Origin of the sequence: Amycolatopsis sp. DG1A-15b (assembly GCF_030285645.1) — a bacterium.
Lineage (GTDB): Bacteria > Actinomycetota > Actinomycetes > Mycobacteriales > Pseudonocardiaceae > Amycolatopsis.
On record NZ_CP127296.1, the window covers coordinates 3,144,650 to 3,167,609 of the forward strand.

The following is a 22,960-nucleotide window of genomic DNA, read 5'->3' on the forward strand; positions in this document are numbered from 1 at the left end:
ACCGAAGATGAGCACCCAGGGGATCAAGACCGTCCTGCACCCCGTCACCGACCTGGCCGCCGCCAAGGCCGTCTACACCGCGCTGCTCGGCATCGAGCCGCAGGCCGACGCGCCCTACTACGTCGGCTACGACGCCGAAGGCCAGCACATCGGCCTGGTGCCGAACGGTGCGCAGCAGGGCATGACCGGGCCGGTGACCTACTGGCACGTCGAGGACATCGAGGCGAAGCTGGCCGAGGTGACCGCGGCGGGCGGGACGGTCAAGGACGAGCCGAAGGACGTCGGCAACGGGCGCCTGGTGGCGACCTTCACCGACGCCGACGGCAACGTCCTCGGCCTGCTCCAGGACCCCGCCCAGTCCTGATGGAACAGTCCTAATCGGACTGATCGAGCGCGGTGGCCCGGCTGACCTCCTCCCAGGCGGCCAGGTCCGCCGCGAGGGCCTCGTGGTGGGCGCGGATCGCTTCGACGGCGTCCGCGCCCAGCGCGAGCCGCAGCGGCGCGTCGTCGCTGCCCACCGCGCGGACGATCGCCGCGGCCGCCTTGGCCGGGTCGCCGGGCTGGGTGCCGTCCATGTTCTCGACCGCTTCGCGCGTTCCGCCGGTCGACACCGCGTAGGCCTCGATCGTGCGGGAGCGGTGCATGCGGCCGCCGCCGAACTCGGTGCGGAACGCACCCGGCTCGACGATCAGCACCCGCACCCCGAACGGCGCCACCTCCGCGGCCAGCGCCTCGGAGAGGCCTTCCAGGGCGAACTTCGCCGCGCAGTAGGCGCCGAAGCCGGGCGGGGACAGCTGCCCGCCCATCGAGCTGATCTGCACGACCGTGCCGCTGCCCTGCGCGCGCAGGTGCGGCAGCACCGCCTTGGCGACCGCGACCGCGCCGAAGAACATCACGTCCATCAGCGCGCGCAGCTCGTCCATGGTGAGTTCTTCGACCGCGCCGACCGAACCACTGCCGGCGTTGTTGACCACGACGTCGATCCGGCCGAACGCCTCGAGCGCGGCCTGCACCGCCGTGTCGATCTGCCCGGCGTCGGTGACGTCCAGTGCCGCGGTCCGGAGCCGGTCGCCGCCGCGTTCCCGCAGTTCGGCCAGGGTTTCCGGCCGGCGGGCGGTGGCCAGCACGCGGTCGCCCGCGGCGAGGGCGGCCAGCGCGATCTCCCGGCCGAAGCCGGCGGAGCAGCCGGTGATCAGCCAGACGCGGCCGTCGGTGTTCGTCATCTTCGTGTCCTCCCAGTGCTTTCCTCCCTTCCATCCTGGGGATGATCACGGCCGCGGCGCCAACACCGATGTCCTGCCGCGGCTACAGTCGGAGCCTGTGACCCCCGAGTTGCGGCAACTCCGCTACTTCGTCGCCGTGGCCGAGGCGACCAGCTTCACCCGCGCCGCCGCCGGGCTGCACCTCGCGCAGCAGTCGCTGTCCCAGCAGATCACCGTGCTGGAACGGGCCCTCGGCGTGCGGCTGTTCGACCGCGACGCGCGCGGGGCGCGGCTGACCGCTGTCGGCCGGTTGTTCCTGCCCGAGGCCCGCGCGGTGCTGGGCCGAGCGGAGGAAGCCGTCGCGACGCTCGGCCGGGCGGTGCGCGGGGAGATCGGCGACGTCCGGCTCGTCTTCCTCGCCACGACGGCGAACTACCTGCTGCCGCCGGTGGTCCGCGCGGTGCGGGAGCGGCTTCCCGGGCTGGCGGTGACGACGGCGGAGGCGTCGATCGCCGAGCTGGTCGAGGGCCTGCGCGAGGGCCGGTTCGACCTGGCGTTCACGCGGCCGCCGCTGGTCGGCGACCTCGCCTCCCGGACGCTGCTGACCGAAGAGGTGTGCGCGGTGCTGCCCACCGGGCACCCGCTGGCCGGGCGTGCGTCGCTGAAGCTGGCCGACCTGGCGGACGAACCGTGGGTGCTCACCCCGCGCGGCAGCTGGGAGCCGTGGCACCGCGGCTACGACGACGACTTCGCGGCGGCCGGCTTCACCCCGCGGGTGGTGCAGCGAGCCGCCACCGTGCAGGGCCTGCTCGGGCTGGTCGCGGCCGGAGTCGGCGTCACCCGGCTCGCCCGCTCCTCGCACAGCCTGCGCCGCACCGGCGTGGCGTTCGTGCCGCTGGACGGCGACGTCGCCCGCACGGAACTGGTGTGGGTGCCGGGCAACGACAACCCGGCGGTGCGGGCGATCGCCGACGTCGCGGCCGAGCTGGCGGCGGCCACGGACCTGACTCAGGCGGGCTGACCGCTTTCGGTGGGCAGGCCGGCGCGCACCCAGTCCTCGATGCCCGCGGCGTACTTGCGGACGTCGGTGTAGCCCAGCCGGGTCAGCTGCGCGGCGACCTGGCCGCTGTTGGCGCAGGCGGGGTTGGAGCAGTAGGTGACGATCGCGGCGGCCTTGTCCGGCAGCAGCCGGGGCGCCTGGGCCGCGACGTCGCCGGCGACGAGGTTGATCGCTCCCGGCAGGTGCTGGGCCGTGTAGTAGGACTCGGGCAGCGCGTCGACGAGGACGAGGTTGCCCTCGGCGAGCCCGGCGCGGACCGCGTCGCGGTCGATGGTCTCGGTCACGGTTGCTCCTTCAGAAGGTCTTGGCGGTGTCGCGGGCGGCTTCTCCGGCGATGCGCCCGAGTTCTTCGGCGTCGCCGGTGAGGGTGGGGTGGAAACGGATCTCGGCGACATCGTCGATGCCGGTCCAGTTCAGCCAGCCGGTGAAGAACGGTGCCTGGAAGTCCGCGCCGAACTCCGGGCCGAGCCCGGGCGCCCACACCGCGCTGGTGTAGATGACCGCGGCGCGCTTGCCACGACCTTCGAGCAGGTGCCGGTAGCCGGTGGCGGGGTCGACGCCGAAGATCCAGCCGGGCTGGGACACGACGTCGACGAACTGCTTGAGCACGTAGGGCACGCCGGAGTTCCACATCGGCACGCTGAACAGGATCCGGTCGGCGGCGTCGAAGCGGGCGAACGCCGCCTGCGCCGCCGCCCAGGCCTCGGCTTCCTCGCCCTGCGGGGTGCCGCCGCCGAAGACGGTCATCTTGGCGCGGGCCGCGGCCGGCCCGAACGCGGGCAGCGAGCCGTCCCAGAGGTCCCATTCGTCGATGTCGGCGTCCGGGTGGAGGCTGCGGTAGGTGTCCAGGAAAGTAGCTGCCAGACGCAGCGACTGGGAGGCTTCGCCTCGTGGGGACGCGGAAATGTGCAGCAGATCGGGCATGTCGATGCTCCTCGGAGGGGTGCCGGCTTCCACCGGGCGAAGAATCGGACTAGAGTCCGCTTATGTCCTCGAACCGTAGCGGACCGCAGTCCGCTTCGTCAACGTCCGCCGGGCTGCCCGTCCTCGGCGCACCCGTCCGCGAGCGGGCGGACGCCGCCCGCAACCGGATCCGCGTCCTGGAAGCCGCCGAGAAACTCTTCGCCGAACGCGGCGTCGACGCGGTCACCATGGACGACGTCGCGGGCGCCGCCGGCGTCGGCAAGGGCACGCTCTACCGCCGCTTCGGCGACAAGAGCGGCCTCGCCATGGCCCTGCTCGACCAGCGCGAACGCGAACTGCAGGAGCAGATCCTCACCGGCCCGCCACCCCTGGGCCCCGGCGCGGAACCCGCCGACCGCCTCGGCGCGTTCATCGAGGCCTACCTCGAACTCCTGGACCGGCAGCTGGACCTCGTCCTGCTCTCCGAGACCGCCACGACCGGCGCCCGGTTCCGCACCGGCGCGCACACCCTGTGGCGGCAGCACTGCCGGCACCTGCTCGAAACCGGCGGCGCCGACGGTCCCGAGATCGCCGCGGACGTCCTGCTCGCGGCCCTGTCCGCCGAGCAGGTCCGGCACTGGCGGCGGGACCGGGAGATCAGCCCGGCGGCGCTGGCGCGGTCGCTCGTCCGGCTGGTCCGGACGTGGCTGCCGTGACGCACGGTGTCCGCGGCCGGAGCCGATCACCCGGTCCGTAGAATCGGCGGCGATGCGACGTCTTCGGTGGTACTGGGGAGCCCTCGTCCTCGCGTGCGTGGCCTTGCTGGCCGGGTTCTTCGTCTTCTTCGGCTCCGAAAGCAAACCCGGGCAGCCGCAGCCGCGGCAGGGCCCGCCGGGCACCGGCCCCCTCACCGTGGTCGCGATGGGTGACAGCACCGTCTCCGGCGAAGGCGCCGGCCAGTACACCGCCGCCACCAACGGCCAGGGCGGCAACTGGTGCCACCGCTCCCCCAACGCCTTCGTCGGGAAGATCGCCGCCCCCGGCATCACCGCGCACGTCAACCTCGGCTGCTCCGGCGCGCCCGCCGAGCAGGTCGCGCTCGGCGACGTCAAGCAGTGGACCGAGGGTTCGCAGGCGCAGCAGCTGGCCGCACTGGTGAAGGACCACCGGGTCGCCGCGGTGGTGATCGCGGTCGGCGCGAACGACGAGCCGAAGTTCTCCAACCAGGTCAACGACTGCTTCAAGGCGTGGTTCGACGCCGGCGGCCCGCCGTGCAGCACGGCGCTGAAGCAGACCTGGCAGTCCAAAGTGGACGCGATGGTGCCGAAGGTCGCGAAGGCGGTCTCGGACGTGAAGGCGGTGCTCGCCCGGGCGGGGTACGTTCCGGCGGACTACCAGCTGATCCTGCAGTCCTACGCGGCCCCGATCGGCCCGGACCTCCCGGAGAACCTGCGCACCCTCGACGGCTGCCCGTTCCGCACCGAAGACCTGCGCTGGATCGCCCAGACCGGCATCGGCGTGCTGTCCTCCGGCCTGAAGGCGGCCGCCCAGCAGACCGGGGCCCGCTTCCTGGACCTGGCCAAGGCGGGCGTCAAGCACGAAGCCTGCAGCGGCGGCGCGAACCCGGCGACGGAGTGGTTCACCCGGCTGACGCTGCAGCTGGCCGACCTCGCCCAGGCCGAACGCGCCGGGCACGCGCTGCAGGAGTCGTTCCACCCCAACACCGCCGGCCACACGGCGATCGCCAACTGCCTGACGGAGTTCATGGCGGCCAAGGACGGCAACGCCGCCTGCCTGGCCGGCGCGGACGGCAAGCTCCACGCGGTCCCGGAGGTCGTGGCCCGCTGACCCCGGAGGACCGGTCTCAGAGGTCGAGGGCGGCCCGCAGCGCGATGTCGATGCGTTCCTGGACGTCCTGGTCGATCTCGGCGATCCGCTCGTCGAACCACGGGCGGTAGAGCCGGGTGAGGTTGAGTGTCGACACCCAGTAGCGGGCGTCGACCGCCACGCCGAGGATGTCCATCGGGTCGCGGTCGAGCAGTTCGGTGCCGAGCAGCCACGGGCGCTCGGACTCGTTCACCCCGTCCGAGGACAGCAGCACCACCGTGCGCTGCCGGGCCGGGTCGGTCGGGGGGTGGTACGTCCAGACTTCACCCCTGCGCACGCAGATCCTTTTCCGCCGCGCTGCGTTCGGCCTCGTCCGATTCCGCGACGGCCGGTTCCGGCCTCTGCGGGGTGTAACCCGTGCGCACCGCCTCGCGCCTGGCCGCCTTCGACAGCCAGGACGAGACCGAGATTCCGTGGGCTTTCGCGGCTCGTTCGGCGAATTCCAGCGCGCCGCTGTCCAGCGAAAGAGTGACCTTACGTGTTGCCATACCTTTTACCGTACCAGCGTCCCGGCCGCCGGGCGGAGCGCCGGGGTCAGAACGTCGGCGAACGTCCCTCGAACGGCGTAGAGAGCACCACCGTCGTCCGGGTCGACACCTTCGCGGCCTCCCGGATCCGGCGCAGCAGGTCCTCCAGGGCCAGCGGCGACTGGACGCGCACCAGCAGGATGTAGGACTCGTCGCCGGCCACGGAGTAGCACGACTCGATCTCCTTGATGTGCTGGATCCGCTGCGGGTAGTCGTCCGGCGCACCCGGGTCGTTCGGCGTCAGCGAGATCAGCGCCGTCAGCGGCAGGCCGATCTGTTCGCCGTCGAGCCGCGCGGTGTAGCCGAGGATGACCCCGCGCTGCTCGAGGCGGCGCACCCGCTGGTGCACCGCCGACACCGACAGCCCGACCCGCTCGGCGAGGTCGGTGAAGCTGCGCCGTCCGTCGGCCGCGAGCTCCTGGACGATCGCCTGGTCCAGCGGCTCCAGGCCGCCGACCGTCATGCGTCCAGCACGACGAGCTCGTGCGGCTGGTTGTTCACGGACTCGGACCCGTCTCCGGTGACGATCACGATGTCCTCGATCCGGGCACCCCACCGGCCCGGCTGGTAGATGCCCGGCTCGACGCTGAAGGCCATGCCCGGCTCCAGCGGCAGCGCGTTCCCGGCGATGATGTACGGCTCCTCGTGCACGTCCAGGCCGATGCCGTGCCCGGTGCGGTGGATGAAGTACTCGCCGAAGCCCGCCTCGGCGATGACGTCCCGCGCGGCCGCGTCGACCGCCTCGGCCGTGACGCCCGGCTGCACCGCGGCCACCGCGGCGGCCTGGGCGCGCTGCAGCACCGCGTACGTCTCGGCCACGTCGGCGTCCCGCGGCTCGCCGACGGCGTAGGTGCGGGTGGAGTCGGAGTTGTAGCCGGCCGGCAGCGGGCCGCCGATGTCGACGACCACGACGTCACCCTTCTCGATGACGCGCTCGGAGACGTCGTGGTGCGGGCTGGCGCCGTTCGGGCCGGAACCGACGATCACGAAGTCCGCCTGGACGTGGCCCTCCTCGACGATGGCCGCGGCGATGTCGGCGCCGACCTCGGCCTCGGTGCGGCCCGGCCGCAGCCACTCGTGGACGCGGGCGTGCACCCGGTCGATCGCCGCGCCGGCTTCGCGCAGCGACGCGATCTCGGCGGCGTCCTTGCGCATCCGCAGTTCCCGTACGACCGGACCGGCCAGGGTCTGCTCGGCTTCCCCGAGCGCGGCCCGCAGCGCGAGGACGTGCAGGGCCGGGGTGAAGTCGCTGACGGCGACCCGGCCGGGCTTGCCGAGCCGGTCGGCGACGAGCTTGTACGGGTCGTCGCCGTCGACCCAGGTCAGCAGCTCCACGCCGAGGTCATCGGTGGGGACGTCGGCGTACCCGGGCGCCTCCAGCTTCGGCACGACCAGCGCGGGCGTGCCGTCGGCGGGGACGACGAGGGTGGTGAGCCGCTCGAACGAGCCCCCGGCCTGCCCGAGCAGGTACCGCAGGTCGGAGCCGGGCGCGATCAGCAGGGCATCGGTGCCCGCGGCGGCCGCGGCAGCGCGGGCACGGTCCAGCCGCGCCCGCAGGGCGGCGGCATCGGGAGCGGGCGTGTGGAGGGAACGGCGCGACATGGAGCCGAGCCTAGTGGGGCACCGCGACCGGCGGACGCGCCCGGGCCCACGACATGCCGGGCCGGGTGACGCGGCCGGCACACCGCCGGCAAGCCCGCCCCGGCACCGCCGCGGCCCGCGGCGCGAGCCCACCGGCGCCTGCCGAGGCGGGTGGCGGCCGGGGTGAGCGCCTCATCGAGACTGCGCCCGGCTGCGCACGCCATCCCCCACTGCGCCGGATCCGGACAGTGCCGCTCGGCGCGCTCGGCGCCCGGCTGCGCACGGCATTCCGACTGCGCGGATCAGGGCGGCGCCAATCCCCGGCGCTCCCACGCCCGAGCGCGCCCGGCTTTCCCGCTGCGCCGGATCCCAACAGCGCCCCCCGGCGCCCGGGTGCACACGCCCGCCCAGCCGCGCCGATCCGTACAGCGGCCCGCCCCCGCGGCCCCCTCCCCGGGCGCCTTCCTCCTCCCGTACCGAGTCGCGTGGCTTGCCCCTGACCCGGGCCGGGGCATGGCAGGCTGTGCGGGTGACCGGACCCCTTGCCCTGCTCGACTCCGCGAGCCTGTACTTCCGCTCCTTCTTCGCCCTGCCCGACTCGATGCGCGCCGCCGACGGGACGCAGGTCAACGCCGTGCGCGGGTTCGCCGACACGATCGCGCGGATCCTCACCGACCGGCGGCCCGCGCGGCTGGTCTGCTGCCTCGACGCCGACTGGCGGCCGAAGTTCCGCACCGACCTGCTGCCCAGCTACAAGGCGCACCGGGTGGCCGAAGAGACCGGCAGCGGCCCGGACGTCGAAGAGGTGCCCGACACGCTCACCCCGCAGGTGCCGATCATCCTCGACCTGCTCGAAGCGTTCGGGTTCGCCACCGCCGAAGCCGCCGGCTACGAGGCCGACGACGTCATCGGCGCGCTGGCGACCCGCGAAAAGTCCGACCCGGTCGAGGTGATCACCGGTGACCGGGACCTCTTCCAGCTCGTGCGCAGCGAACCCTCGCCCGCGTCGGTCGTCTACGTCGGCAAGGGCTGGGCCAAGGCCGAAGTCCTCGGGCCGGCCGAGATCGCCGAGCGCTACAGCCTGCCCCGCGAGACCGCCGGGCCGGCGTACGCGGACATGTCCGCCCTGCGCGGCGACCCCTCCGACGGCCTGCCCGGCGTCGCGGGCATCGGCGAGAAGACCGCCGCGAAGCTGATCACGCAGTTCGGGTCGCTCGAAGCCCTGCTGGCCGCGGCCGGCGCCGGGGACGCCGCGGTTCCGCTCAAGACGCGGCTGCGGCTGAAGGATGCGGCGGACTACCTCGCCGTCGCCCCGACCGTGGTCCGGGTGGCGGTCGACGCGCCGGTGGAGCAGTCACGCCCCGACCTCGTGCCCGCGACACCGGCCGACCCCGCCCGGGTCGCCGAGCTGGCCGAACGGTGGAACCTCGGCCAGTCGGTCGAACGGCTGATCAAGGCCCTGCCCGGCACCTAGTGTCGCGCGTCTGAAGTTCGTTGCCGGGTGGCGTGGGGCAGGATCTCGTCGGCGGTCTTGGTCCAGGTGAACGGGTGGCAGCGGTCGTTCCAGCCGTTGATGAAGGCCCGGATCGCGGTGACGAGCTGTTTGACGTTGTCGAAGGATCCGCGGCGGATGGCCTGGCGGGTGATGATGCCGAAGAAGACTTCGACCAGGTTCAGCCAGGAGCCCGAGGTGGGCGTGAAGTGCAGCGTGATCCTCGGGTTCCTGGCCAGCCAATTCTTGATGTCGGCGTGCTTGTGGGTGTGGTAGTTGTCCAGCACGACGTGTAGTTCGCGGCGCGGGTAGGCCTTGGCGACCTTCTTGAGGAAGTCGAGGAACTCGGCTTTGCCGTGGCGGTCGTAGCACTGGTCGGTGACTTTCCCCGTCGCCGTCTCCAGTGCTGCGAACAAGGTCGTGGTCCCGTTGCGTTTGTAGTCGTGGGTGGCTTTCTCCGGCAGCCCCGGGCGCAGCGGCAGCATCGGCGCGGTGCGGTTGAGCGCCTGGATCTGGGACTTCTCGTCCACGCACAGCACCACCGCTTTCTCGGGCGGGTTCAGGTACAGCCCGACCACGTCCCGGACCTTGGCTTCCAGTTCCGGGTCGGTGGAGAACTTGAACGTCTCCTGCCGCCACGGCTGCACGTGATATCTGCGCCACGCCCTGGCCACGGTCGCGTCGCCGACACCCAGGTGGCGGCCCAAAAGCCGGCTTGACCAATGCGTGACCGCCAATGCCTCCGGCGGCGGCTCGAAGGGTGGCCGCGATGATCCCGGCATCGTCCACGGTCTTCGGTCGCCCGGGCCGAGGCTCGTCATCCAACCCCGCCAAGCCACGCTCGGCGAACCGGTCACGCCACTTGATCACCGTCGGACGAGAAACCCCGTACAGCCGAGCCGTGCCCGCCGTTCCATGCCCGTCCGCGACCGCCAGCACGATCCGGGCCCGCTCGACATGACTGGCCCGGATCGCCCGCGACCGTGTCCACGACTCCAACACCGCCCGGTCCTCGCCACTGATCACCAAACCCGACGAAGGCATGACCCATCATCGCAAACCCACAGCCGTAAACCAATTAACGACGCGTGACACTAGAAGGACGTACCGCACCACGGCGCGGCCGTCGTGGTGAACAGCTCGTCGGCCCGCACGAGCGCCGCCGCGTCGCGGACGTCGATGCGGCCCGCGTCCGCCAGCGTCGTCGCGGCCCACTGCCCGAGGTAGAGCATGCCGAGCGTGTCCACGTCGAGGGCCAGGTCCGCGGCGGCGCCGGTGCGCCGGGCGCCGTCCGGGCCGATCTCGTAGTGCCCGGTGTTGGCCGGCAGCAGGCGGTCGGTCACCGCGAGCACCACCGGGCCGGCCGCGCGGTAGGTCCGGGCGGCGAGCGCGGCCGCGACGTCGACCGGCCGCAGCCACAGGTCGTCCTCGACGGCGGCCGTGGCCGCGTGCCGGTGATCGGTCAGCATCAGGGCCAGCGGCTCGTCGACCGGGCGGTGGCGGGCGTGCACCGCGGAGACCAGGTCCACCGACAGCAGGAACCGCCAGAGCGCGGCCCGCGCGGCCGGGCCGGCGGCGTGCAGGTCGTGGACGTCCAGCACCGCACCGCGGTCGGGTGCATCGAACGACCGGCGGTTGATCGTGGCGTACACGACGAAGCCGTCGTCCCCGTCCGGTCCACTGTGGACGGCGACCAGGTGGCCGTCCCCGCTCACGTGCCGGTCGTGCGAGATCGGCCACCACCGCTCCGGCCGCCCGATCATGCCCGGCCGATGCAGCCCGATCCGCCGGTACAGCCCGGGAATCTCCTTCACCGCCTCCTCGGGCGTGAGCAGCCGGACGTCGCCCGCAGTCGCGACGCGCTCGTGGAACCGGGCCGCCGGCCGCGTCAGCCGCAAGGTCTTGCCGAGGGCGGCCGAGCCGTAGCCGAACCGCCCGTAGATGGTGGGTTCGCTGGCGTGCAGGACCGCCAGCGGCAGCCCGCGCGCCACGAAATCGGCCAGCTGGGCGGCCATCATCGCGCTCAGCACGCCGCGGCGGGTCCGGTCGGCGCGGACGCCGACGCCCTCCACCGCGGCGACCGGCAGCGTCCGCCCGCCCGGAACGGCGATCTCGGTGTCGTAGGAGCTCACGATCCCGATCGGGCTCCCGCCGTCGAACGCACCGAACTTGTGCGCGGCGGGCCAGGACTCCCCGACCCGGGCCCAGAGGTCGTCGGGGACGGGCCGGCTGTGCAACGCGCGGCGCAGCAGGTCGAACGTGCCGCGCCGCTCCTCTTCGGTGATCGGGCGGACGTCGAAGGCGGTCATCCACCCGATCTTGCCGCGGCAGATCCGCCCCGGCACGCGGTTTTCCGCGGCGGCTCAGAAGTGGCTGCCGCTCCAAGCCGCCAGCCGGGTGCCGAAGAGCAGGTCCGCGGCCTCGGGAGCGGCCGGGTCACGCACCTCGATCCGGCCGGCCGCCGCCAGGTACCGAGGTAGACCATGGCCAGGGTGGTGACGTCCAGGCGGAGCCCGGCCGGCCGGTCCGTGCGCTCGGCACCGTCCGGGCCGACGAGGTAGCTGCCGCTGTTGCCGGGCAGCAGCGGGTCGTCGACCTCGACGACCACCGCGTCGGCGTGCCCGTAGGTCCGGCCGGCCAACGCGGCCGGGACGTCGACGAGCCGGATCCAGTGCTCGTCCCCGATCCGGTCGACGTTCCCGCTCCGGTGATCGGCGAGCAGCAGCTCGATCGGATCGTCCAGCGGCCGCGAATCGGCGACGACCCGATCGACCAGGTCGACGCCGAGCAGGAACCGCCACAGCGCCGCGAACGCGGTCGCGGACCCGGCGAACAGGTCCGCCACCTCCAGGGTCTTGGTCCACGGGTGGGCGAGCGGGCCCTCGACGTAGTAGGTCGCGAAGCCGTCCGGCCCCCCTGGCCCGTGGTGCACGACCGCCTTCACCGGCGAAGCGTGCCGCCGCAGCTGCGTCTCGTAGAGCCGCCACAGCACGTCCGGCCGGGACATCATCCCCGGGCGGCGCTCGAGACCGTCGTAGACGCCGGGGCAGACCGCCAGCGCCCGGTCGAGGTCCAGCAGTTCCAGCTCCCCGCCCACCGGAGCGTCCGGCCGCAGCCGCGCCCGGTGCCGGTCGACGCTGTAGGTGCGGTACCGCGTGGCCAAGCCGTAGCCGAACCGGCTGTAGATCCCGGCCTCGGACGCCAGCAGGTTCGCGAACACCACCCGGCGCGCGGCGAACTCCGCCAGCTGCGTCGTCATCAGCGCCCGCAGCACCCCCCGGCGGGTGCGATCGGCGCGCACCCCCACGGAGGTGACACCCACCATCGGCAACCGCGCCCCACCGGGCACCGTCAGCTCCGCGTCGAAGAACCGCGCCGTCCCGATGAGCTCCGGATCGAACGCCCCGATCGCACCCCCGGGCTGGTAGTACCGCGCCGCGTACACCCATTCGGCGTCGTCGGACGGCGGGAAGTGCACGGTCTCCCGGAACAGGTTGCTCGCCGCCCGGTGCTCCCCGGTGCCCAGCGTCCGGATCTCGAAGTCGCTCATGCCCGGATCATCTCCGGAAACGACGAAGCCCGGCCACCGGAACCTCCGGCAGCCGGACCTCGGGGTCGCCGGCGGTCGCTACTTGGCGACGGGCGGGGAAACCTCGTAGTTGCCGCCGTCGCCCTTCACGGTGATCGGCACCTGCTGCTGCTTCCCGGCGATCGTGGCGGTGCAGGCGAACTTCGCCCCGTCCTCCACCTTCTGCTCGGCGGGGCAGGTGACACCGGTGACGCCGTCGATCTTGTACGTCTCGGTCAGCAGCTTCTGCACATCGGTCTGCATCTGGGTGTTGTTGAAGACCTGCGTCTTCAGGAACCCGGGCGCGACGAACCCCAGGACCAGGAACACCGCGACGGCCACGATCGCCGCGACCACGCCGATCAGCAGACCCTTCTTCGACTTCGCCGGCTTCTCCCCCTCCGGGGCGGCCGTGCCGGGGAACTGCTGCTGGCCGTAGTCGTACTGGCCGCCCGGCTGCTGCCCGTACTGCGGCTGCGCCTGGGGCCCGCTCGGCGGGTACGCCCCACCGGGCTGCTGCCCGTACTGCGGCTGGGCCTGCGGCCCGCTCTGCGGGTACCCACCTCCGGGCTGCTGCCCGTAGGGCGGCGGCTGCTGGCCCCACTGCGGCTGCTGCGGCGGGGTGTACCCGCCCGGCTGCTGCCCGTACTGGGGCGGTTGCTGGGGCTGCTGCGGCTGGCCCCATGGCTGCTGCTGGTTCGGATCGTAAGAAGGCTGCTGCGACTGCCCCCACTGCGGCTGCTCCTGCGAACCGCTCGGCGGGTACGCGCCGCCCGGCTGCTGCCCGTACTGGGGCTGCTGTGGGTCGTTGCCGCCATACGGCGTGCTCATCGTCTGCCTCCGCCTGCTTCGCTCATCTCGCTGTCCACCCCGAAACACCGGCAAGCCGCGCACACACGGTGTCGCACGCGATCCAACCACAGGTCGGAGCCGAGCACACGTGTCCACGCTCACCGCCCGCGCAGCCACCGAACAGGGCTAACACCGAGTTCACGCCGCGCCCGCGGCCACGACTCCGCGACGCAGTGCCTTCACCGCCTCCGCCGCCGCCGCACCCACCGGATCCGCCTTGCCGAGCACGTCCCGGATCTGGTCGAGCAGGTCGATCACCTGACGCGACCAGCGCACGAAATCACCGGCCGACAGCTCCTGGCCGTTGGCCTCGGCCGCGGTGAGGACCTTCTCCAAGGATTCACCACGAGCCCACCGATAAACCGGCCACGCGAACCCCGCGTCGGGCTCCCGGGTCCGATCGAGCCGGTGCCGCCGCTCGTCCTCGGTCAGCTCCACCCACAACCGCGCCGTCTCCTGCCACGCCTCGGGCACCGCCCCACCCGGCAGCCGCGGCTCACCGGCGGTGTCCCGGCGCGCCTCGAACACGAGCGTCGACACGACCGCGGCCAGTTCGGCGGGGTTCAGCTTCCGCCACACGCCGTGCCGGATGCACTCGGCGGCCAGCAGGTCCGACTCGCTGTAGAGCCGCGTCAGCCGCCGGCCGTGCTCGGTGACGCGATCCTCGCCGTCCCCCGCCGACTCCGGCCCCAGTCCATCCATGCCCCCGCCACCACCCTCAACGGAGGCGCTCCGCGCCGCTGCCAGATAGCCGCGCTCACCGAGCAGAGCCAGAATCCGGTCGAACGCCCGCGCCAGCGAGTGCGTCGTCGCCGCGACCTTCCGCTCCAGCTGCTGCGTCTCCGCGGTGAGTCGCTGGTACCGCTCGACCCAGCGCAGGTTCGCCTCGCGCTCGGCCAGCCCGTGACACGGGTGCGCCCGCAGCGCCCGCCGCAACGCGGCCAGCTCCCCGTCCTCGTTCGCCCCCGACCGCCGCGCCTGCCGGCCCGGCAGCGAAATCCCGGCGTTGCGCAGCGCCGAAGCGATGTCCCGGCGCGTCCGCGGCGACCTCAGCTCGATGTGCTTGGGCAGCTTGATCCGCCCCAGCGCCTCCACCGGCGCCGGGAAGTCCGCCACCGACAACGGCCCCGACCACCGGTCCTCGGTCACCACCACCGGACGCGGCTCCCGGATCGGGTCAAGCCCCGGATCGACCACGACCGCCAGCCCCGCCCGCCGCCCGGCCGGCACCGCGATGACGTCACCCTTGCGCAGCTTCTCCAGCGACTCCGCGGTCCCGGCCCGCCGCACGGCCGTGTTCTGCCGCGACAACGCCTTCTCCCGCGCCGAAATCTTCGCCCGCAGCTCGACGTACTCCAGGACCTCGTCGAAATCGCCGGTCACCGCGGCCGTGTAGCCCTTCAGCGCTTCCTTGTTCCGCTCGATCCGGCGTGCGGTGCCCACCACCGACCGGTCGGCCTGGAACTGCGCGAACGACTGCTCCAGCAGCTCACGCGCCTCGGCCGCGCCGACCTGCGCCACCAGGTTGACCGCCATGTTGTAGCCCGGCCGGAACGACGACCGCAGCGGGTAGGTCCGCGTCGACGCCAGCCCGGCCACCTGCTTCGGGTCCACCCCCGGCTGCCACGCGACGACCGCGTGCCCCTCCACGTCGATGCCCCGCCGCCCGGCCCGGCCGGTGAGCTGCGTGTACTCCCCCGGCGTCAGGTCGACGTGCGCCTCGCCGTTGTACTTCACCAGCCGCTCGAGCACGACCGTCCGGGCGGGCATGTTGATCCCCAGCGCCAAGGTCTCCGTGGCGAACACGACCTTCACCAGCCCGCGGACGAACAGCTCCTCGACGGTCTCCTTGAACGCCGGCAGCAACCCGGCGTGGTGCCCGGCGATCCCGCGCTCCAGCGCCTCCCGCCACTCCCAGTACCCCAGCACACCCAGGTCACCTTCGGGCAGGTCCGCGGTGCGCTCCTCGATGACCCGCCGGATCTCCTCGACCTCACCCGGCCCGTTCAGCCGCAACCCCGACCGGACGCACTGCGCCACCGCGGCGTCGCAGCCGGCGCGGGAGAAGATGAACACGATCGCCGGCAGCAGCCCGGCCCGGTCCAGCTGCTCGACGACGTCGACCCGCGACGGCGGCCGGAACCGCGGCATCCGCGGCGGCGCACCCCGCCGGCCCCGCGGCCCGCGGAACCCCGCCGGCGCGTACTGGCGGCCGATCTCCTCCGTCCGGCGCAGCAGCGTCGGGTTGATCCGCAGCTCGGCGTTCGGCGCGTGCACGTCGTCCCCGGCGAACAGGTCCAGCAGCCGGTTCCCGACCAGCATGTGCTGCCAGAGCGGCACCGGCCGGTGCTCGTCCACGACGACCGTCGTGTCGCCCCGGACCTCCACCAGCCACTCGCCGAACTCCTCGGCGTTGCTGACCGTCGCCGACAGCCCCACCACGCGGACGTGCTCGGGCAGGTGCAGGATGACCTCTTCCCACACCGCGCCCCGGAACCGGTCGGCGAGGTAGTGGACCTCGTCCATCACGACGTAACCGAGGTCGATGATCGTGGACGAGCCCGCGTAGAGCATGTTGCGCAGCACCTCGGTGGTCATCACGACCACCTGCGCGTTGCCGTTGATCGAGGTGTCCCCGGTCAGCAGGCCGACGGCGCCGGAGCCGTACCGGGCCACGAGGTCGGCGTACTTCTGGTTCGACAACGCCTTGATCGGCGTCGTGTAGAAGCACTTGCGGCCCTCGGCGAGCGCCAGGTGCACGGCGAACTCGCCGACCACGGTCTTGCCCGCCCCGGTGGGCGCGCAGACCAGCACGCCGTGGCCGTCTTCGAGGGCCTCGCACCCGCGGATCTGGAACCGGTCGAACTCGAAGGACGCTTCCGCGGCGAAGCGCGTCAGCTGGGGGTACTTCCCGCGGCGCGCGGAGGCCGAATAGGCCTCGGCCGGGGACGGAGAAGGGCTACTGGCCACCTCGTCAGCGTTTCACATCTCCCGGGCAGTCCGCACGCCGCGTGACCGACAGCGTGGCGCGCCGGGCGGTATAGGTCGTTATACGCGAGGGCCGGGCGCGGGAACCGGATGGCGGGCGGGCGCGTCGGAGCGGCGGAAGGAGGTCCCGATGATCGAACCGTGTCCCGGCTGCGGGCAGCTGGACCGGGTGCAGCACGTGCCGGCGGTCTACCACGGCGGGCACTCCTTCTACCGCGGCCAGGGCCCGATGGTCGCGGTGCCGGCCGGTGACGGCGTCGTCGTGACGAGCAGCCAGGTCAGCGGCGTGTCGGTGACGGCGGTGGCCCGGGCACTGGACCCCTTCCCTCCCCCGCGCCGCGGCGGCGGCCTGCTGGCGGCGGCGATCGTGCTGGCCATGGCCGGCTGTTGTTTCCTGCTGCTGCCGTTCTCGGCGTCCGAGGACCCGCCGCCCGGCGGCGCGGCGGCGAAGGCGCTGGGTGTCGCGCTGTTCTCGCTGCCTTCGGTGTGCGTGTACGTGGCGGCCGGCGTGCTGGTGTGGCTGTACGTGCGGCGCGTGCGGGCGCACCGGCGACAGCGGCGCGGGGTCCCGGCGGCCCAGCAGGTGTGGGAGCAGGGCTGGTTCTGCCACCGCTGCGGCGGCGTCTACTTCGCCGAGGCGGGACGGCTGCTGACCCCGGCGCACTTCCGGCACCTGGTGGCACGAGCGGGCGGCTACGACCGCTAGGTGTATTGCCCTGTGAGGTTGGGGACGCGGCTGGCGGGTGGTTTTCCGCCGAGTGCGGTGTGGGCGCGGTGGTGGTTGTAGCGGTGCAGGAATCCGGGTAGGGCTTCGGCGCCCAGGTCGGCGAGGGTGTCGCGCCAGGCGTGGGAGCGGCGGTAGGTCAGGGCGGGTCAGGACCCTGTGCACGGTCGAGGCGTGCAGGTTGAGGATCCCGGCGATGACGGGACCGAGGACGGGCCCTAGGCCAGCACCGTGAGGGCGCCCGGCACGCAGCTGGCCGTCACCGGGACCGTGCCCTGCGGTTCGCCGTCGGCGTAGGCGGGCCAGGTGTTGCCGGCCAGGGTCACCGAGCGGGCGCGCAGCGTGCGGACCGCCGGGTGGGTGAGGTGCTTGCCGGTGCGCAGGCCCGGCAGCAGGCGGATCAGGCCGCGGCGGGTGGCGTGGCCGATGATCGTGATGTCGAAGACGCCGTCCTCGGGGTCGGCCGTCGGGCAGATCGGGACGCCGCCGCCGTAGAAGCGGGTGTTGCCGATCGCCACCAGTGTCGCGTCGAGTTCGAGGCGGCCGGTGCCGGTGTCGACGACCACCGGGCGGGAGCGGAACGCCGCCAGTTCGGCCAGGATCGCGACGTCGTAGCGGCGCGGCCCGGACGGCCAGCGCATCCGGTTGGCGCGTTCGTTGACGCTCGCGTCGAACCCCGCGCACAGCACCGTCGCGAACCAGGTGTCGCCCACGCGGCCGAGGTCGATCCGCCGGCGGGCGCCCGAGCGCAGGGCGGCGACCAGCGCGTCGACCGCCGGGAGCGGCTCGCCGGGGAGGCCGAGGGCGCGGGCGAAGTCGTTGCCGGTGCCCGCCGGGACCAGCCCGAGCGCGACGTCGTGGTTCGCGCAGAACTGGACGCCCTGGTGGGCGGCGCCGTCCCCGCCGAGCACGATCAGGACGTCGAGCCCGGCGGCGTGGGACGACCGCATCAGCGCCCGGGACTCCTCGACGGAGTGGGCGACGAGCACGTCGAGCCGGTCCACGGCGGTGCGCAGCCGCTCGGCGACGGTGTCGGCGATCCGGGCCGCCGCGCCGTGCCCCGACGCCGGGTGCACGGCGAGCGCGGCGTGGAGGCCCACTAGGTGACGTCGTCGGTGCTCGAGCGGCCGCCGGACGCGGTCGGGGTGGAGGGCTCGTCGTCGACGGTGCTCGGCGTGTAGTCGAACGGCGCGGCTTCGTCGTCGGCGAGCTTGTCCCAGCCTTCGTCACCGCGGGTCTTTTCGAGCTTGCGGTCGTGGAAGCGCGCCATCTGGACGGCGATCTCGAACAGCACGGTGAGCGCGCCGGCGAGGCCGAGCATGGAGAACGGGTCCGAGCCGGGGGTGGCGAAGGCCGCGAAGACGAACAGCGCGAACACGATGCCGCGGCGCCACTTCTTCAGCTGCACGTACTTGACGACGCCGACGCGGTTGAGCATCACCACCAGGAGCGGCAGCTCGAAGCTGATCCCGAAGATGATCAGCAGCGACAGCAGGAACGAGATGTACTTGTCCGCGGTGAGCGCGGTGACGAACGCGTCCTGCCCGAAGCCCATGAGCAGCTGCAGGGCGTGCGGGAAGAGGATGTAGGCGAGCACGGCGCCCGTGGCGAACAGCACCGACGCGAACCCGACGAACGTCAGCGCGTACTTGCGTTCCTTGCTGTACAGACCGGGCGCGATGAACGCCCAGAGCTGGTACAGCCAGGCCGGTGAGAGGAGCACGGCCCCGGCCGCGAGACCGACCTTCAGCTGGGTCATGAAGGCTTCGAACGGCACGGTCTGCAGCAGCCGGCACCCGTCGGCGCTGTCGAGCCGGCGGTTCGGCGGGATGGCGCAGTACGGGTCCTTGACGAGGTCGCCCAGCGACGGGATCGGGCCGAGCTTGGTGCCGAACCAGATGAACCCGAAGATGCCGCCGATGACGACGGCGAGCAGTGCGAAGCCGAGACGGCGGCGGAACTCGTAGATGTGCTCGATGAGCGTCATCGTGCCGTCGGGGTTGGTGCGACGGCTGCGCTTGCGCCGCTTGGAACTGCGGCTGTCACCGTTTCCGGAGGCGGGTTCCGCCACGGGTTGTTCCGTTCTCGTCGGAGTCCGCCGGAGCGCGCCGGATTCGGCGCGCTCCGTGGACCGGGGACCGGGTGTGGCCGGAGCCGCTCAGCTGACGTTCTTCTGCGGCTGCTCGGCCGCCTGCTGCTTCTTCAGCTCGTCGAGCTGCCGCTGCAGGTCGGCGACCTGCTGGTCGGTCGATGCGGGCGCGGCGGGCGTGGCCGGGATCTGCTTCGTCTCGACGGGCTCGGCGTCTTCGTGCGCCGCGGCCTTGTCGCCGGTCAGATCCTTGGTCTCGGCCTTGAAGATCTTCATGGACTTGCCGATGGACCGGGCCGCGTCGGGAAGCCTCTTGGCCCCGAACAGCAGCACGACGACGAGCACCAAGATGATCAAATGCCACGGCTGCAATCCGTTCAGCATGGTGGCCTCCTATCTGCGTCTGGTAGGGATGTTACTGGTTTTCCGCTTTGCGGTGGCGCTGCGCGAACGCGACGCGCAACGCCGCCGACCGGGCGCGCACGAGCCCCGCCCGGTCCTGGGTGTTCGTAGCCACCATGCTTGTGGTTTGCCGGAAGGCACGCAAGACCTTGACGGTCCGCACCAGCAGGACCACGAGGCCGGCGAGGCCGATCAGGATGAGCAGGGCGGTGGGCAGGTACGGCACGCGACCAGCCTAGTGGCCGCAGGTTGACGGAAGGTGACGGGCTCGGGCCACCGCGTCGGCGGCCCGGCGGCCGACGTCGGACGCGAGGTCGGCCGGGCTCTCCACCAGCGCTTCCCCGCCCAGTCCCAGCACCAGGCGCACCATCCACGACTGGTCGGCGTAGCGCATCCGGATCCGCAGCCGGCCACCGTCGAGCTCGTCGAGCTCCTCGCACGGGTAATACTCGGCTACCCAGCGTGCGTCCGGGTCGAGGACCAGGACGGCCTCCCGCTGGTCGGGACGCTCGCGGAAGACACCGTCGGAGATGTCGGTGGGGTGGGCGTGCGCGGGCGGCCGCGACGGCTCTTCGAGGACGGTCAGCTCGTCGAGCCGGTCGAGCCGGAACAGCCGGACGCCTTCGGCGCGGCGGCACCACGCCTCGAGGTAGCCGACGGCCTGGACGATCAGCAGCCGCATCGGGTCGACCGTGCGCTCGGTGATCTGGTCCTTCGAGGCGGTGTAGTAGCGGATCCGCAGCGCGCGCCCGTCCTGCAGCGCGCGGGCGACCTCCTCGCGGGTCCGCGCGGTCTTCTTGCCCTCGCGCACTCCCCCGCCGACGACCACACCGGCCGGCTGCGCCTGCCCGGCGGCGGCTTCGATCTTGGCGATGGAGCGGCGGACGGCGTCGCCGTCGACCACGCCCGGGGTCTCGGCCAGCGCGCGCAGCGCCACCAGCAGGGCGGTCGCTTCGCCGCCGGTCAGGCGCAGCGGGCGGCTCATCCCGGCGTCGTGGGTGACGACGATCGTGTCGCCCTCGAAGGACAGGTCGATCAGGTCGCCGGGGCCGTAGCCGGGCAGCCCGCACATCCACAGCAGCTCGAGGTCCTTGCGCAGCTGCTTCGGCGTGACGTCGAAGTCCTGCGCGGCCTCGTCGACGCGGATGCCCGGGCGCGCCAGCAGGTACGGCACGAGAGCGAGCAGTCTCGGCATCCGGTCGGTGGACCCGCTCACCGGGCACTCACCTGCCGGGCGACGACGGCTTCCAGCCGGTCCTGGACGCTCTTGGCCAGCACGTCGGGTTCGAACACGACGACGTCCGGGCCTTGCGCGCTGATCCAGTCGGCGGCCGATTCCGGGTAGAGCAGGCCGATCTCCACGAGGTCGCCCTCTTCGCCGTCGACGCTCGCGCGGCCGACCACGGTGCCGCGGCGGCGGACGCCGGCCGCGCGGCCGTCGGCGACCCAGACCCGGGCGGTGGTGACCGGGGCCGGTTCGCTGTCGCCGGTGGCCGTGACGAGCTTGAGCAGGTTGACGCCCTCGGGCCGCCGGACCTCGCCGGGCTTGCCGACCGGGCGGACCTGCCCGGTGACGCGGGAGAGCCGGAAGCAGCGGGTGGCGCCGCGGTCGCGGTCGTGCCCGACGACGTACCAGCGGGCCCGCCACGACACCACGCCCCAGGGTTCCAGGGTGCGCATGATCCGCTCCGGGGAACCGCTGCGGCGGTACTCGAAGCGGACGGCCTGGCCGTTCTGGACCGCGGCCAGCAGCGGCCCGAACGCCGGTTCGGCGCGCACGCGCGGCTCGACCACGGTGGGCGCCTGGTCGTCGACCTCCAGACCGGCGGCGCGCAGTTTCACGAGCGCCCCCTGCGCCTGGCCGGTCAGCTCCGGGGAGTCCCACAGCCGGGACGCCAGCGCGACCGCGGCGGCTTCGTCGGGAGCGAGGTCGATCTCGCCGAGTTCGTAGTCGCGGCGGGCGATGCGGTAGCCCTCGATCGCGTCGAACGCGGAGTTGCGGCCGGTCTCCAGGGGGATGCCGAGTTCGCGCAGCTCGGTCTTGTCCCGTTCGAACATCCGGAAGTAGGCCTCGTCGCTGGCCGCGTCGCCGTAGCCGGGCACGATGCCGCGGATCTTCTCGGCAGTGAGGTACTGCCGGGTGGACAACAGGGCCAGCACCAGATTGACCAGCCGTTCGGCGCGTGCGGTGGACACCCGGTAGAGCCTAGCCCGCACCGCCCGGCCCGATCGTGAGGTCCGGGGTACGCGCGTCGTAATCGGTCCGGGCGGCGGCGACGGCTTCGAAGTTGGCCTCCGCCCACGCCTTGAACCCGGCCATCAGCGCGCGCAGCGATTCTCCCAGTGGCGTAAGGGAATAGTCGACGCGGACGGGCACCGCCGGCGTCACTTCGCGGCGCACCAGACCGTCCCGTTCGAGCACCCGCAGGGTCTGGGTGAGCATCTTCTGGCTGACCCCGGCGATGCGCCGCGAAAGGTCGCTGTAGCGCTGCGGGCCGTCACCGAGCGCGACCAGGACGAGGCTGACCCACTTGCCGGCGATCTCGTCCAGCAGCTTCCGGGTGGGGCACGCCGCCAGGTAGGCGTCGTAGGCGGCCTTTTCGGCTTGCCGCCGCTGTTCCGCCGTGCGCGTGGGCACCGGGCGAACCTCCTCGTTCGGTGGGCACCTGCAGGTGCGTACTTCCCGATGGAGAGTAGCTCCCCATACGTTTGCGGCGGAAGGTTTCCCCGTCGAGAGGAGCAGGCGATGCGTGCGGTGGTGGTCCGGCGGTTCGGTGGGCCGGAGGTGCTGGAGTTCGCCGAGGTATCCGTGCCCGAGCCGGGTCCGGGCCAGGTGCGGATCCGGGTGGCGGCGGCCGCGGTGAACCCGGTGGACCTGGCGACCAGGAGCGGGGTGCTGAGTGCGGCGGGGGTGGTTCCCGCGCGGGAGGTGCTCGGGCTGGGGTGGGACGTCGCCGGGGAGATCGACGATGCCGGGGACACCGGGTTCCGGGTGGGCGAGGCGGTGATCGGCCTGCGCGACCGGATCGCCACACCGCTCGGCACCTACGCCGAGCACATCGTCCTGGACGCGTCGGCGGTCGCGCCTGCTCCGGTGGGTGTTTCGCCGGTCGAAGCCGCGACCCTGCCGCTGAACGCCCTCACCGCCGCACAGGCGCTCGACCTCGTCGAAACCACCGGGACGGTCCTGGTCACCGGGGCGGGCGGAGCGGTCGGCGGGTATGCCGTCGCTCTCGCGCGCGCCCGGAAGCTCCGCGTGGTGGCGGTGGCCTCCGAAGCCGACGAAGCGCAGGTCCGGGCCTTCGGCGCCGACGAGTTCGTGCCACGCGGCCGGGCGCTGGCCGACCGGGTCCGCGCGGTGGTCCCGGGCGGGGTGGACGCCGCACTCGACACCGCGCTGCTCGGCTTGGACGCGCTCGACGCGGTCCGGGGCGGCGGCGAGTTCGTGGCGTTCGCGGCGGGCGCCGCCCCGATCCCCCTCCGCGGGATCCGCGTCCGCACCGTCTGGATCCGCGCGGACGGCGAACGCCTGGCCGAGCTGGCCCGCCTGGCGGAGAACGGCACGCTCCCGCTGCGCGTGGCCGGAGTCCGGCCCCTGGCCGAGGCGGCGGCCGCGCACGAACGGCTGGCCGCGGGCGGCCTGCGCGGCCGGCTCGTCCTGGTGCCGTGAGAACCGGCCCGGGCC

General features: G+C 72.9%; 24 protein-coding genes and 3 pseudogenes. 7 read left to right on the plus strand and 20 right to left on the minus strand.

Annotation, left to right across the window (positions count from 1 at the left end; genetic code table 11):
- Positions 1 to 7: 7 nt before the first annotated feature.
- Positions 8 to 364 (plus strand): VOC family protein, encoded by a 357-nt coding sequence (locus tag QRY02_RS14385; RefSeq protein WP_285992025.1) that lies wholly within the window; start codon positions 8 to 10, stop codon positions 362 to 364.
- A 10-nt stretch (positions 365 to 374) separates the two neighbouring features.
- Here QRY02_RS14385 and QRY02_RS14390 read toward each other — a convergent pair whose 3' ends face one another.
- Positions 375 to 1,223, minus strand: coding sequence for an oxidoreductase (locus QRY02_RS14390; protein WP_285992026.1), 849 nt, complete (start codon positions 1,221 to 1,223; stop codon positions 375 to 377).
- A gap of 97 nt (positions 1,224 to 1,320) precedes the next feature.
- Between QRY02_RS14390 and QRY02_RS14395 the strand changes: the two genes are divergently transcribed.
- Entirely contained in the window at positions 1,321 to 2,223 is a 903-nt protein-coding gene (locus tag QRY02_RS14395; protein ID WP_285992027.1) for a LysR family transcriptional regulator, read from the plus strand.
- Here the strand turns inward: QRY02_RS14395 and QRY02_RS14400 are convergent.
- Complete coding sequence (locus QRY02_RS14400; protein ID WP_285992028.1) at positions 2,211 to 2,546, minus strand: rhodanese-like domain-containing protein; 336 nt, start codon at positions 2,544 to 2,546, stop codon at positions 2,211 to 2,213. The two genes, QRY02_RS14395 and QRY02_RS14400, sit on opposite strands and share 13 nt — an antisense overlap.
- Before the next feature lie 10 nt (positions 2,547 to 2,556).
- A complete protein-coding gene (locus QRY02_RS14405) occupies positions 2,557 to 3,186 on the minus strand; it encodes an FMN-dependent NADH-azoreductase (protein WP_285992029.1) in 630 nt (209 codons plus the stop codon).
- 62 nt (positions 3,187 to 3,248) lie between these two features.
- Here QRY02_RS14405 and QRY02_RS14410 point away from each other — a divergent pair, with 62 nt between their 5' ends.
- Together QRY02_RS14410 and QRY02_RS14415 are read left to right on the plus strand one after the other, a co-directional pair.
- Entirely contained in the window at positions 3,249 to 3,881 is a 633-nt protein-coding gene (locus QRY02_RS14410; protein WP_285992030.1) for a TetR/AcrR family transcriptional regulator, read from the plus strand.
- A 52-nt stretch (positions 3,882 to 3,933) separates the two neighbouring features.
- On the plus strand, positions 3,934 to 5,013 hold the full coding sequence (locus QRY02_RS14415) for a GDSL-type esterase/lipase family protein (RefSeq protein WP_285992031.1): 1,080 nt from the start codon (positions 3,934 to 3,936) through the stop codon (positions 5,011 to 5,013).
- A 16-nt stretch (positions 5,014 to 5,029) separates the two neighbouring features.
- Here the strand turns inward: QRY02_RS14415 and QRY02_RS14420 are convergent, their stop codons facing one another.
- From QRY02_RS14420 to QRY02_RS14435, 4 genes are read right to left on the minus strand one after another with little or no spacing between them, the layout of a single operon-like run.
- Positions 5,030 to 5,329 (minus strand): hypothetical protein, encoded by a 300-nt coding sequence (locus QRY02_RS14420; protein ID WP_013226701.1) that lies wholly within the window; start codon positions 5,327 to 5,329, stop codon positions 5,030 to 5,032.
- The gene (locus QRY02_RS14425) at positions 5,316 to 5,540 is read right to left on the minus strand and encodes a hypothetical protein (RefSeq protein WP_086852548.1); all 225 of its coding nucleotides are present in this window, start codon (positions 5,538 to 5,540) and stop codon (positions 5,316 to 5,318) included. Before QRY02_RS14425 ends, QRY02_RS14420 begins: the two co-directional genes overlap by 14 nt.
- A gap of 46 nt (positions 5,541 to 5,586) precedes the next feature.
- Positions 5,587 to 6,042, minus strand: coding sequence for an Lrp/AsnC family transcriptional regulator (locus QRY02_RS14430; RefSeq protein ID WP_285992032.1), 456 nt, complete (start codon positions 6,040 to 6,042; stop codon positions 5,587 to 5,589).
- Positions 6,039 to 7,181, minus strand: coding sequence for a M24 family metallopeptidase (locus QRY02_RS14435; protein ID WP_285992033.1), 1,143 nt, complete (start codon positions 7,179 to 7,181; stop codon positions 6,039 to 6,041). Before QRY02_RS14435 ends, QRY02_RS14430 begins: the two co-directional genes overlap by 4 nt.
- Before the next feature lie 508 nt (positions 7,182 to 7,689).
- On the opposite strand from QRY02_RS14435, the gene QRY02_RS14440 reads away from it, so the two are divergent.
- Positions 7,690 to 8,634: a 5'-3' exonuclease gene (locus QRY02_RS14440; protein ID WP_285992034.1), complete on the plus strand. Its 945-nt coding sequence runs from the start codon at positions 7,690 to 7,692 to the stop codon at positions 8,632 to 8,634.
- On the opposite strand, the pseudogene QRY02_RS14445 reads toward QRY02_RS14440, so the two are convergent.
- The 5 genes and pseudogenes from QRY02_RS14445 to QRY02_RS14465 form a co-directional block, all read right to left on the minus strand.
- Positions 8,631 to 9,696, minus strand: a pseudogene (locus tag QRY02_RS14445) (IS630 family transposase). The gene QRY02_RS14440 and the pseudogene QRY02_RS14445 sit on opposite strands and share 4 nt — an antisense overlap.
- 50 nt (positions 9,697 to 9,746) lie before the next feature.
- Positions 9,747 to 10,961 (minus strand): GNAT family N-acetyltransferase, encoded by a 1,215-nt coding sequence (locus QRY02_RS14450; RefSeq protein WP_285992035.1) that lies wholly within the window; start codon positions 10,959 to 10,961, stop codon positions 9,747 to 9,749.
- A 54-nt stretch (positions 10,962 to 11,015) separates the two neighbouring features.
- A pseudogene (locus QRY02_RS14455) lies at positions 11,016 to 12,202 on the minus strand (GNAT family N-acetyltransferase).
- A 78-nt stretch (positions 12,203 to 12,280) separates the two neighbouring features.
- Entirely contained in the window at positions 12,281 to 13,051 is a 771-nt protein-coding gene (locus QRY02_RS14460) for a DUF4333 domain-containing protein (protein ID WP_285992036.1), read from the minus strand.
- 159 nt (positions 13,052 to 13,210) lie between these two features.
- Positions 13,211 to 16,042 carry a DEAD/DEAH box helicase gene (locus tag QRY02_RS14465; RefSeq protein ID WP_285992037.1) on the minus strand — a complete coding sequence of 944 codons (2,832 nt, stop codon included), beginning with the start codon at positions 16,040 to 16,042 and terminating at the stop codon, positions 13,211 to 13,213.
- A 148-nt stretch (positions 16,043 to 16,190) separates the two neighbouring features.
- Between QRY02_RS14465 and QRY02_RS14470 the strand changes: the two genes are divergently transcribed.
- On the plus strand, positions 16,191 to 16,766 hold the full coding sequence (locus QRY02_RS14470) for a hypothetical protein (protein ID WP_285992038.1): 576 nt from the start codon (positions 16,191 to 16,193) through the stop codon (positions 16,764 to 16,766).
- Here the strand turns inward: QRY02_RS14470 and QRY02_RS14475 are convergent.
- The 8 genes and pseudogenes from QRY02_RS14475 to QRY02_RS14510 form a co-directional block, all read right to left on the minus strand.
- Positions 16,763 to 16,864, minus strand: a pseudogene (locus QRY02_RS14475) (IS481 family transposase); the annotation flags it as partial. The gene QRY02_RS14470 and the pseudogene QRY02_RS14475 sit on opposite strands and share 4 nt — an antisense overlap.
- 138 nt (positions 16,865 to 17,002) lie before the next feature.
- Positions 17,003 to 17,884 (minus strand): diacylglycerol/lipid kinase family protein, encoded by an 882-nt coding sequence (locus QRY02_RS14480; protein ID WP_285992039.1) that lies wholly within the window; start codon positions 17,882 to 17,884, stop codon positions 17,003 to 17,005.
- The gene (gene tatC / locus QRY02_RS14485) at positions 17,884 to 18,855 is read right to left on the minus strand and encodes a twin-arginine translocase subunit TatC (RefSeq protein WP_285992040.1); all 972 of its coding nucleotides are present in this window, start codon (positions 18,853 to 18,855) and stop codon (positions 17,884 to 17,886) included. Before tatC ends, QRY02_RS14480 begins: the two co-directional genes overlap by 1 nt.
- Positions 18,856 to 18,942: 87 nt before the next feature.
- Positions 18,943 to 19,257, minus strand: a complete 315-nt coding sequence (tatA, locus tag QRY02_RS14490) for a Sec-independent protein translocase subunit TatA (RefSeq protein ID WP_103342696.1) — start codon at positions 19,255 to 19,257, stop codon at positions 18,943 to 18,945.
- 31 nt (positions 19,258 to 19,288) lie between these two features.
- Positions 19,289 to 19,501: a bacteriophage holin gene (locus QRY02_RS14495; RefSeq protein WP_285992041.1), complete on the minus strand. Its 213-nt coding sequence runs from the start codon at positions 19,499 to 19,501 to the stop codon at positions 19,289 to 19,291.
- 9 nt (positions 19,502 to 19,510) lie between these two features.
- A complete protein-coding gene (locus QRY02_RS14500; protein ID WP_285992042.1) occupies positions 19,511 to 20,491 on the minus strand; it encodes a helix-turn-helix transcriptional regulator in 981 nt (326 codons plus the stop codon).
- On the minus strand, positions 20,488 to 21,471 hold the full coding sequence (locus QRY02_RS14505) for a helix-turn-helix transcriptional regulator (protein WP_285992043.1): 984 nt from the start codon (positions 21,469 to 21,471) through the stop codon (positions 20,488 to 20,490). The genes QRY02_RS14500 and QRY02_RS14505 overlap by 4 nt, the downstream gene beginning before the upstream one ends.
- 10 nt (positions 21,472 to 21,481) lie before the next feature.
- Positions 21,482 to 21,913 carry a winged helix-turn-helix transcriptional regulator gene (locus tag QRY02_RS14510; RefSeq protein ID WP_285992044.1) on the minus strand — a complete coding sequence of 144 codons (432 nt, stop codon included), beginning with the start codon at positions 21,911 to 21,913 and terminating at the stop codon, positions 21,482 to 21,484.
- 108 nt (positions 21,914 to 22,021) lie between these two features.
- On the opposite strand from QRY02_RS14510, the gene QRY02_RS14515 reads away from it, so the two are divergent.
- Positions 22,022 to 22,945, plus strand: a complete 924-nt coding sequence (locus QRY02_RS14515) for an NADP-dependent oxidoreductase (RefSeq protein WP_285992045.1) — start codon at positions 22,022 to 22,024, stop codon at positions 22,943 to 22,945.
- Positions 22,946 to 22,960 lie beyond the last annotated feature (15 nt).

Bases quoted from the DNA above. Each gene is read 5' to 3' on its own strand.
- QRY02_RS14385 (WP_285992025.1), top strand. From the start codon at position 8: ATGAGCACCCAGGGGATCAAGACCGTCCTGCACCCCGTCACCGACCTG.
- QRY02_RS14390 (WP_285992026.1), bottom strand. From the start codon at position 1,223: ATGACGAACACCGACGGCCGCGTCTGGCTGATCACCGGCTGCTCCGCC.
- QRY02_RS14405 (WP_285992029.1), bottom strand. From the start codon at position 3,186: ATGCCCGATCTGCTGCACATTTCCGCGTCCCCACGAGGCGAAGCCTCC.
- QRY02_RS14410 (WP_285992030.1), top strand. From the start codon at position 3,249: ATGTCCTCGAACCGTAGCGGACCGCAGTCCGCTTCGTCAACGTCCGCC.
- QRY02_RS14415 (WP_285992031.1), top strand. From the start codon at position 3,934: ATGCGACGTCTTCGGTGGTACTGGGGAGCCCTCGTCCTCGCGTGCGTG.
- QRY02_RS14425 (WP_086852548.1), bottom strand. From the start codon at position 5,540: ATGGCAACACGTAAGGTCACTCTTTCGCTGGACAGCGGCGCGCTGGAA.
- QRY02_RS14430 (WP_285992032.1), bottom strand. From the start codon at position 6,042: ATGACGGTCGGCGGCCTGGAGCCGCTGGACCAGGCGATCGTCCAGGAG.
- QRY02_RS14435 (WP_285992033.1), bottom strand. From the start codon at position 7,181: ATGTCGCGCCGTTCCCTCCACACGCCCGCTCCCGATGCCGCCGCCCTG.
- QRY02_RS14450 (WP_285992035.1), bottom strand. From the start codon at position 10,961: ATGACCGCCTTCGACGTCCGCCCGATCACCGAAGAGGAGCGGCGCGGC.
- QRY02_RS14460 (WP_285992036.1), bottom strand. From the start codon at position 13,051: ATGAGCACGCCGTATGGCGGCAACGACCCACAGCAGCCCCAGTACGGG.
- QRY02_RS14470 (WP_285992038.1), top strand. From the start codon at position 16,191: ATGATCGAACCGTGTCCCGGCTGCGGGCAGCTGGACCGGGTGCAGCAC.
- tatA (WP_103342696.1), bottom strand. From the start codon at position 19,257: ATGCTGAACGGATTGCAGCCGTGGCATTTGATCATCTTGGTGCTCGTC.
- QRY02_RS14515 (WP_285992045.1), top strand. From the start codon at position 22,022: ATGCGTGCGGTGGTGGTCCGGCGGTTCGGTGGGCCGGAGGTGCTGGAG.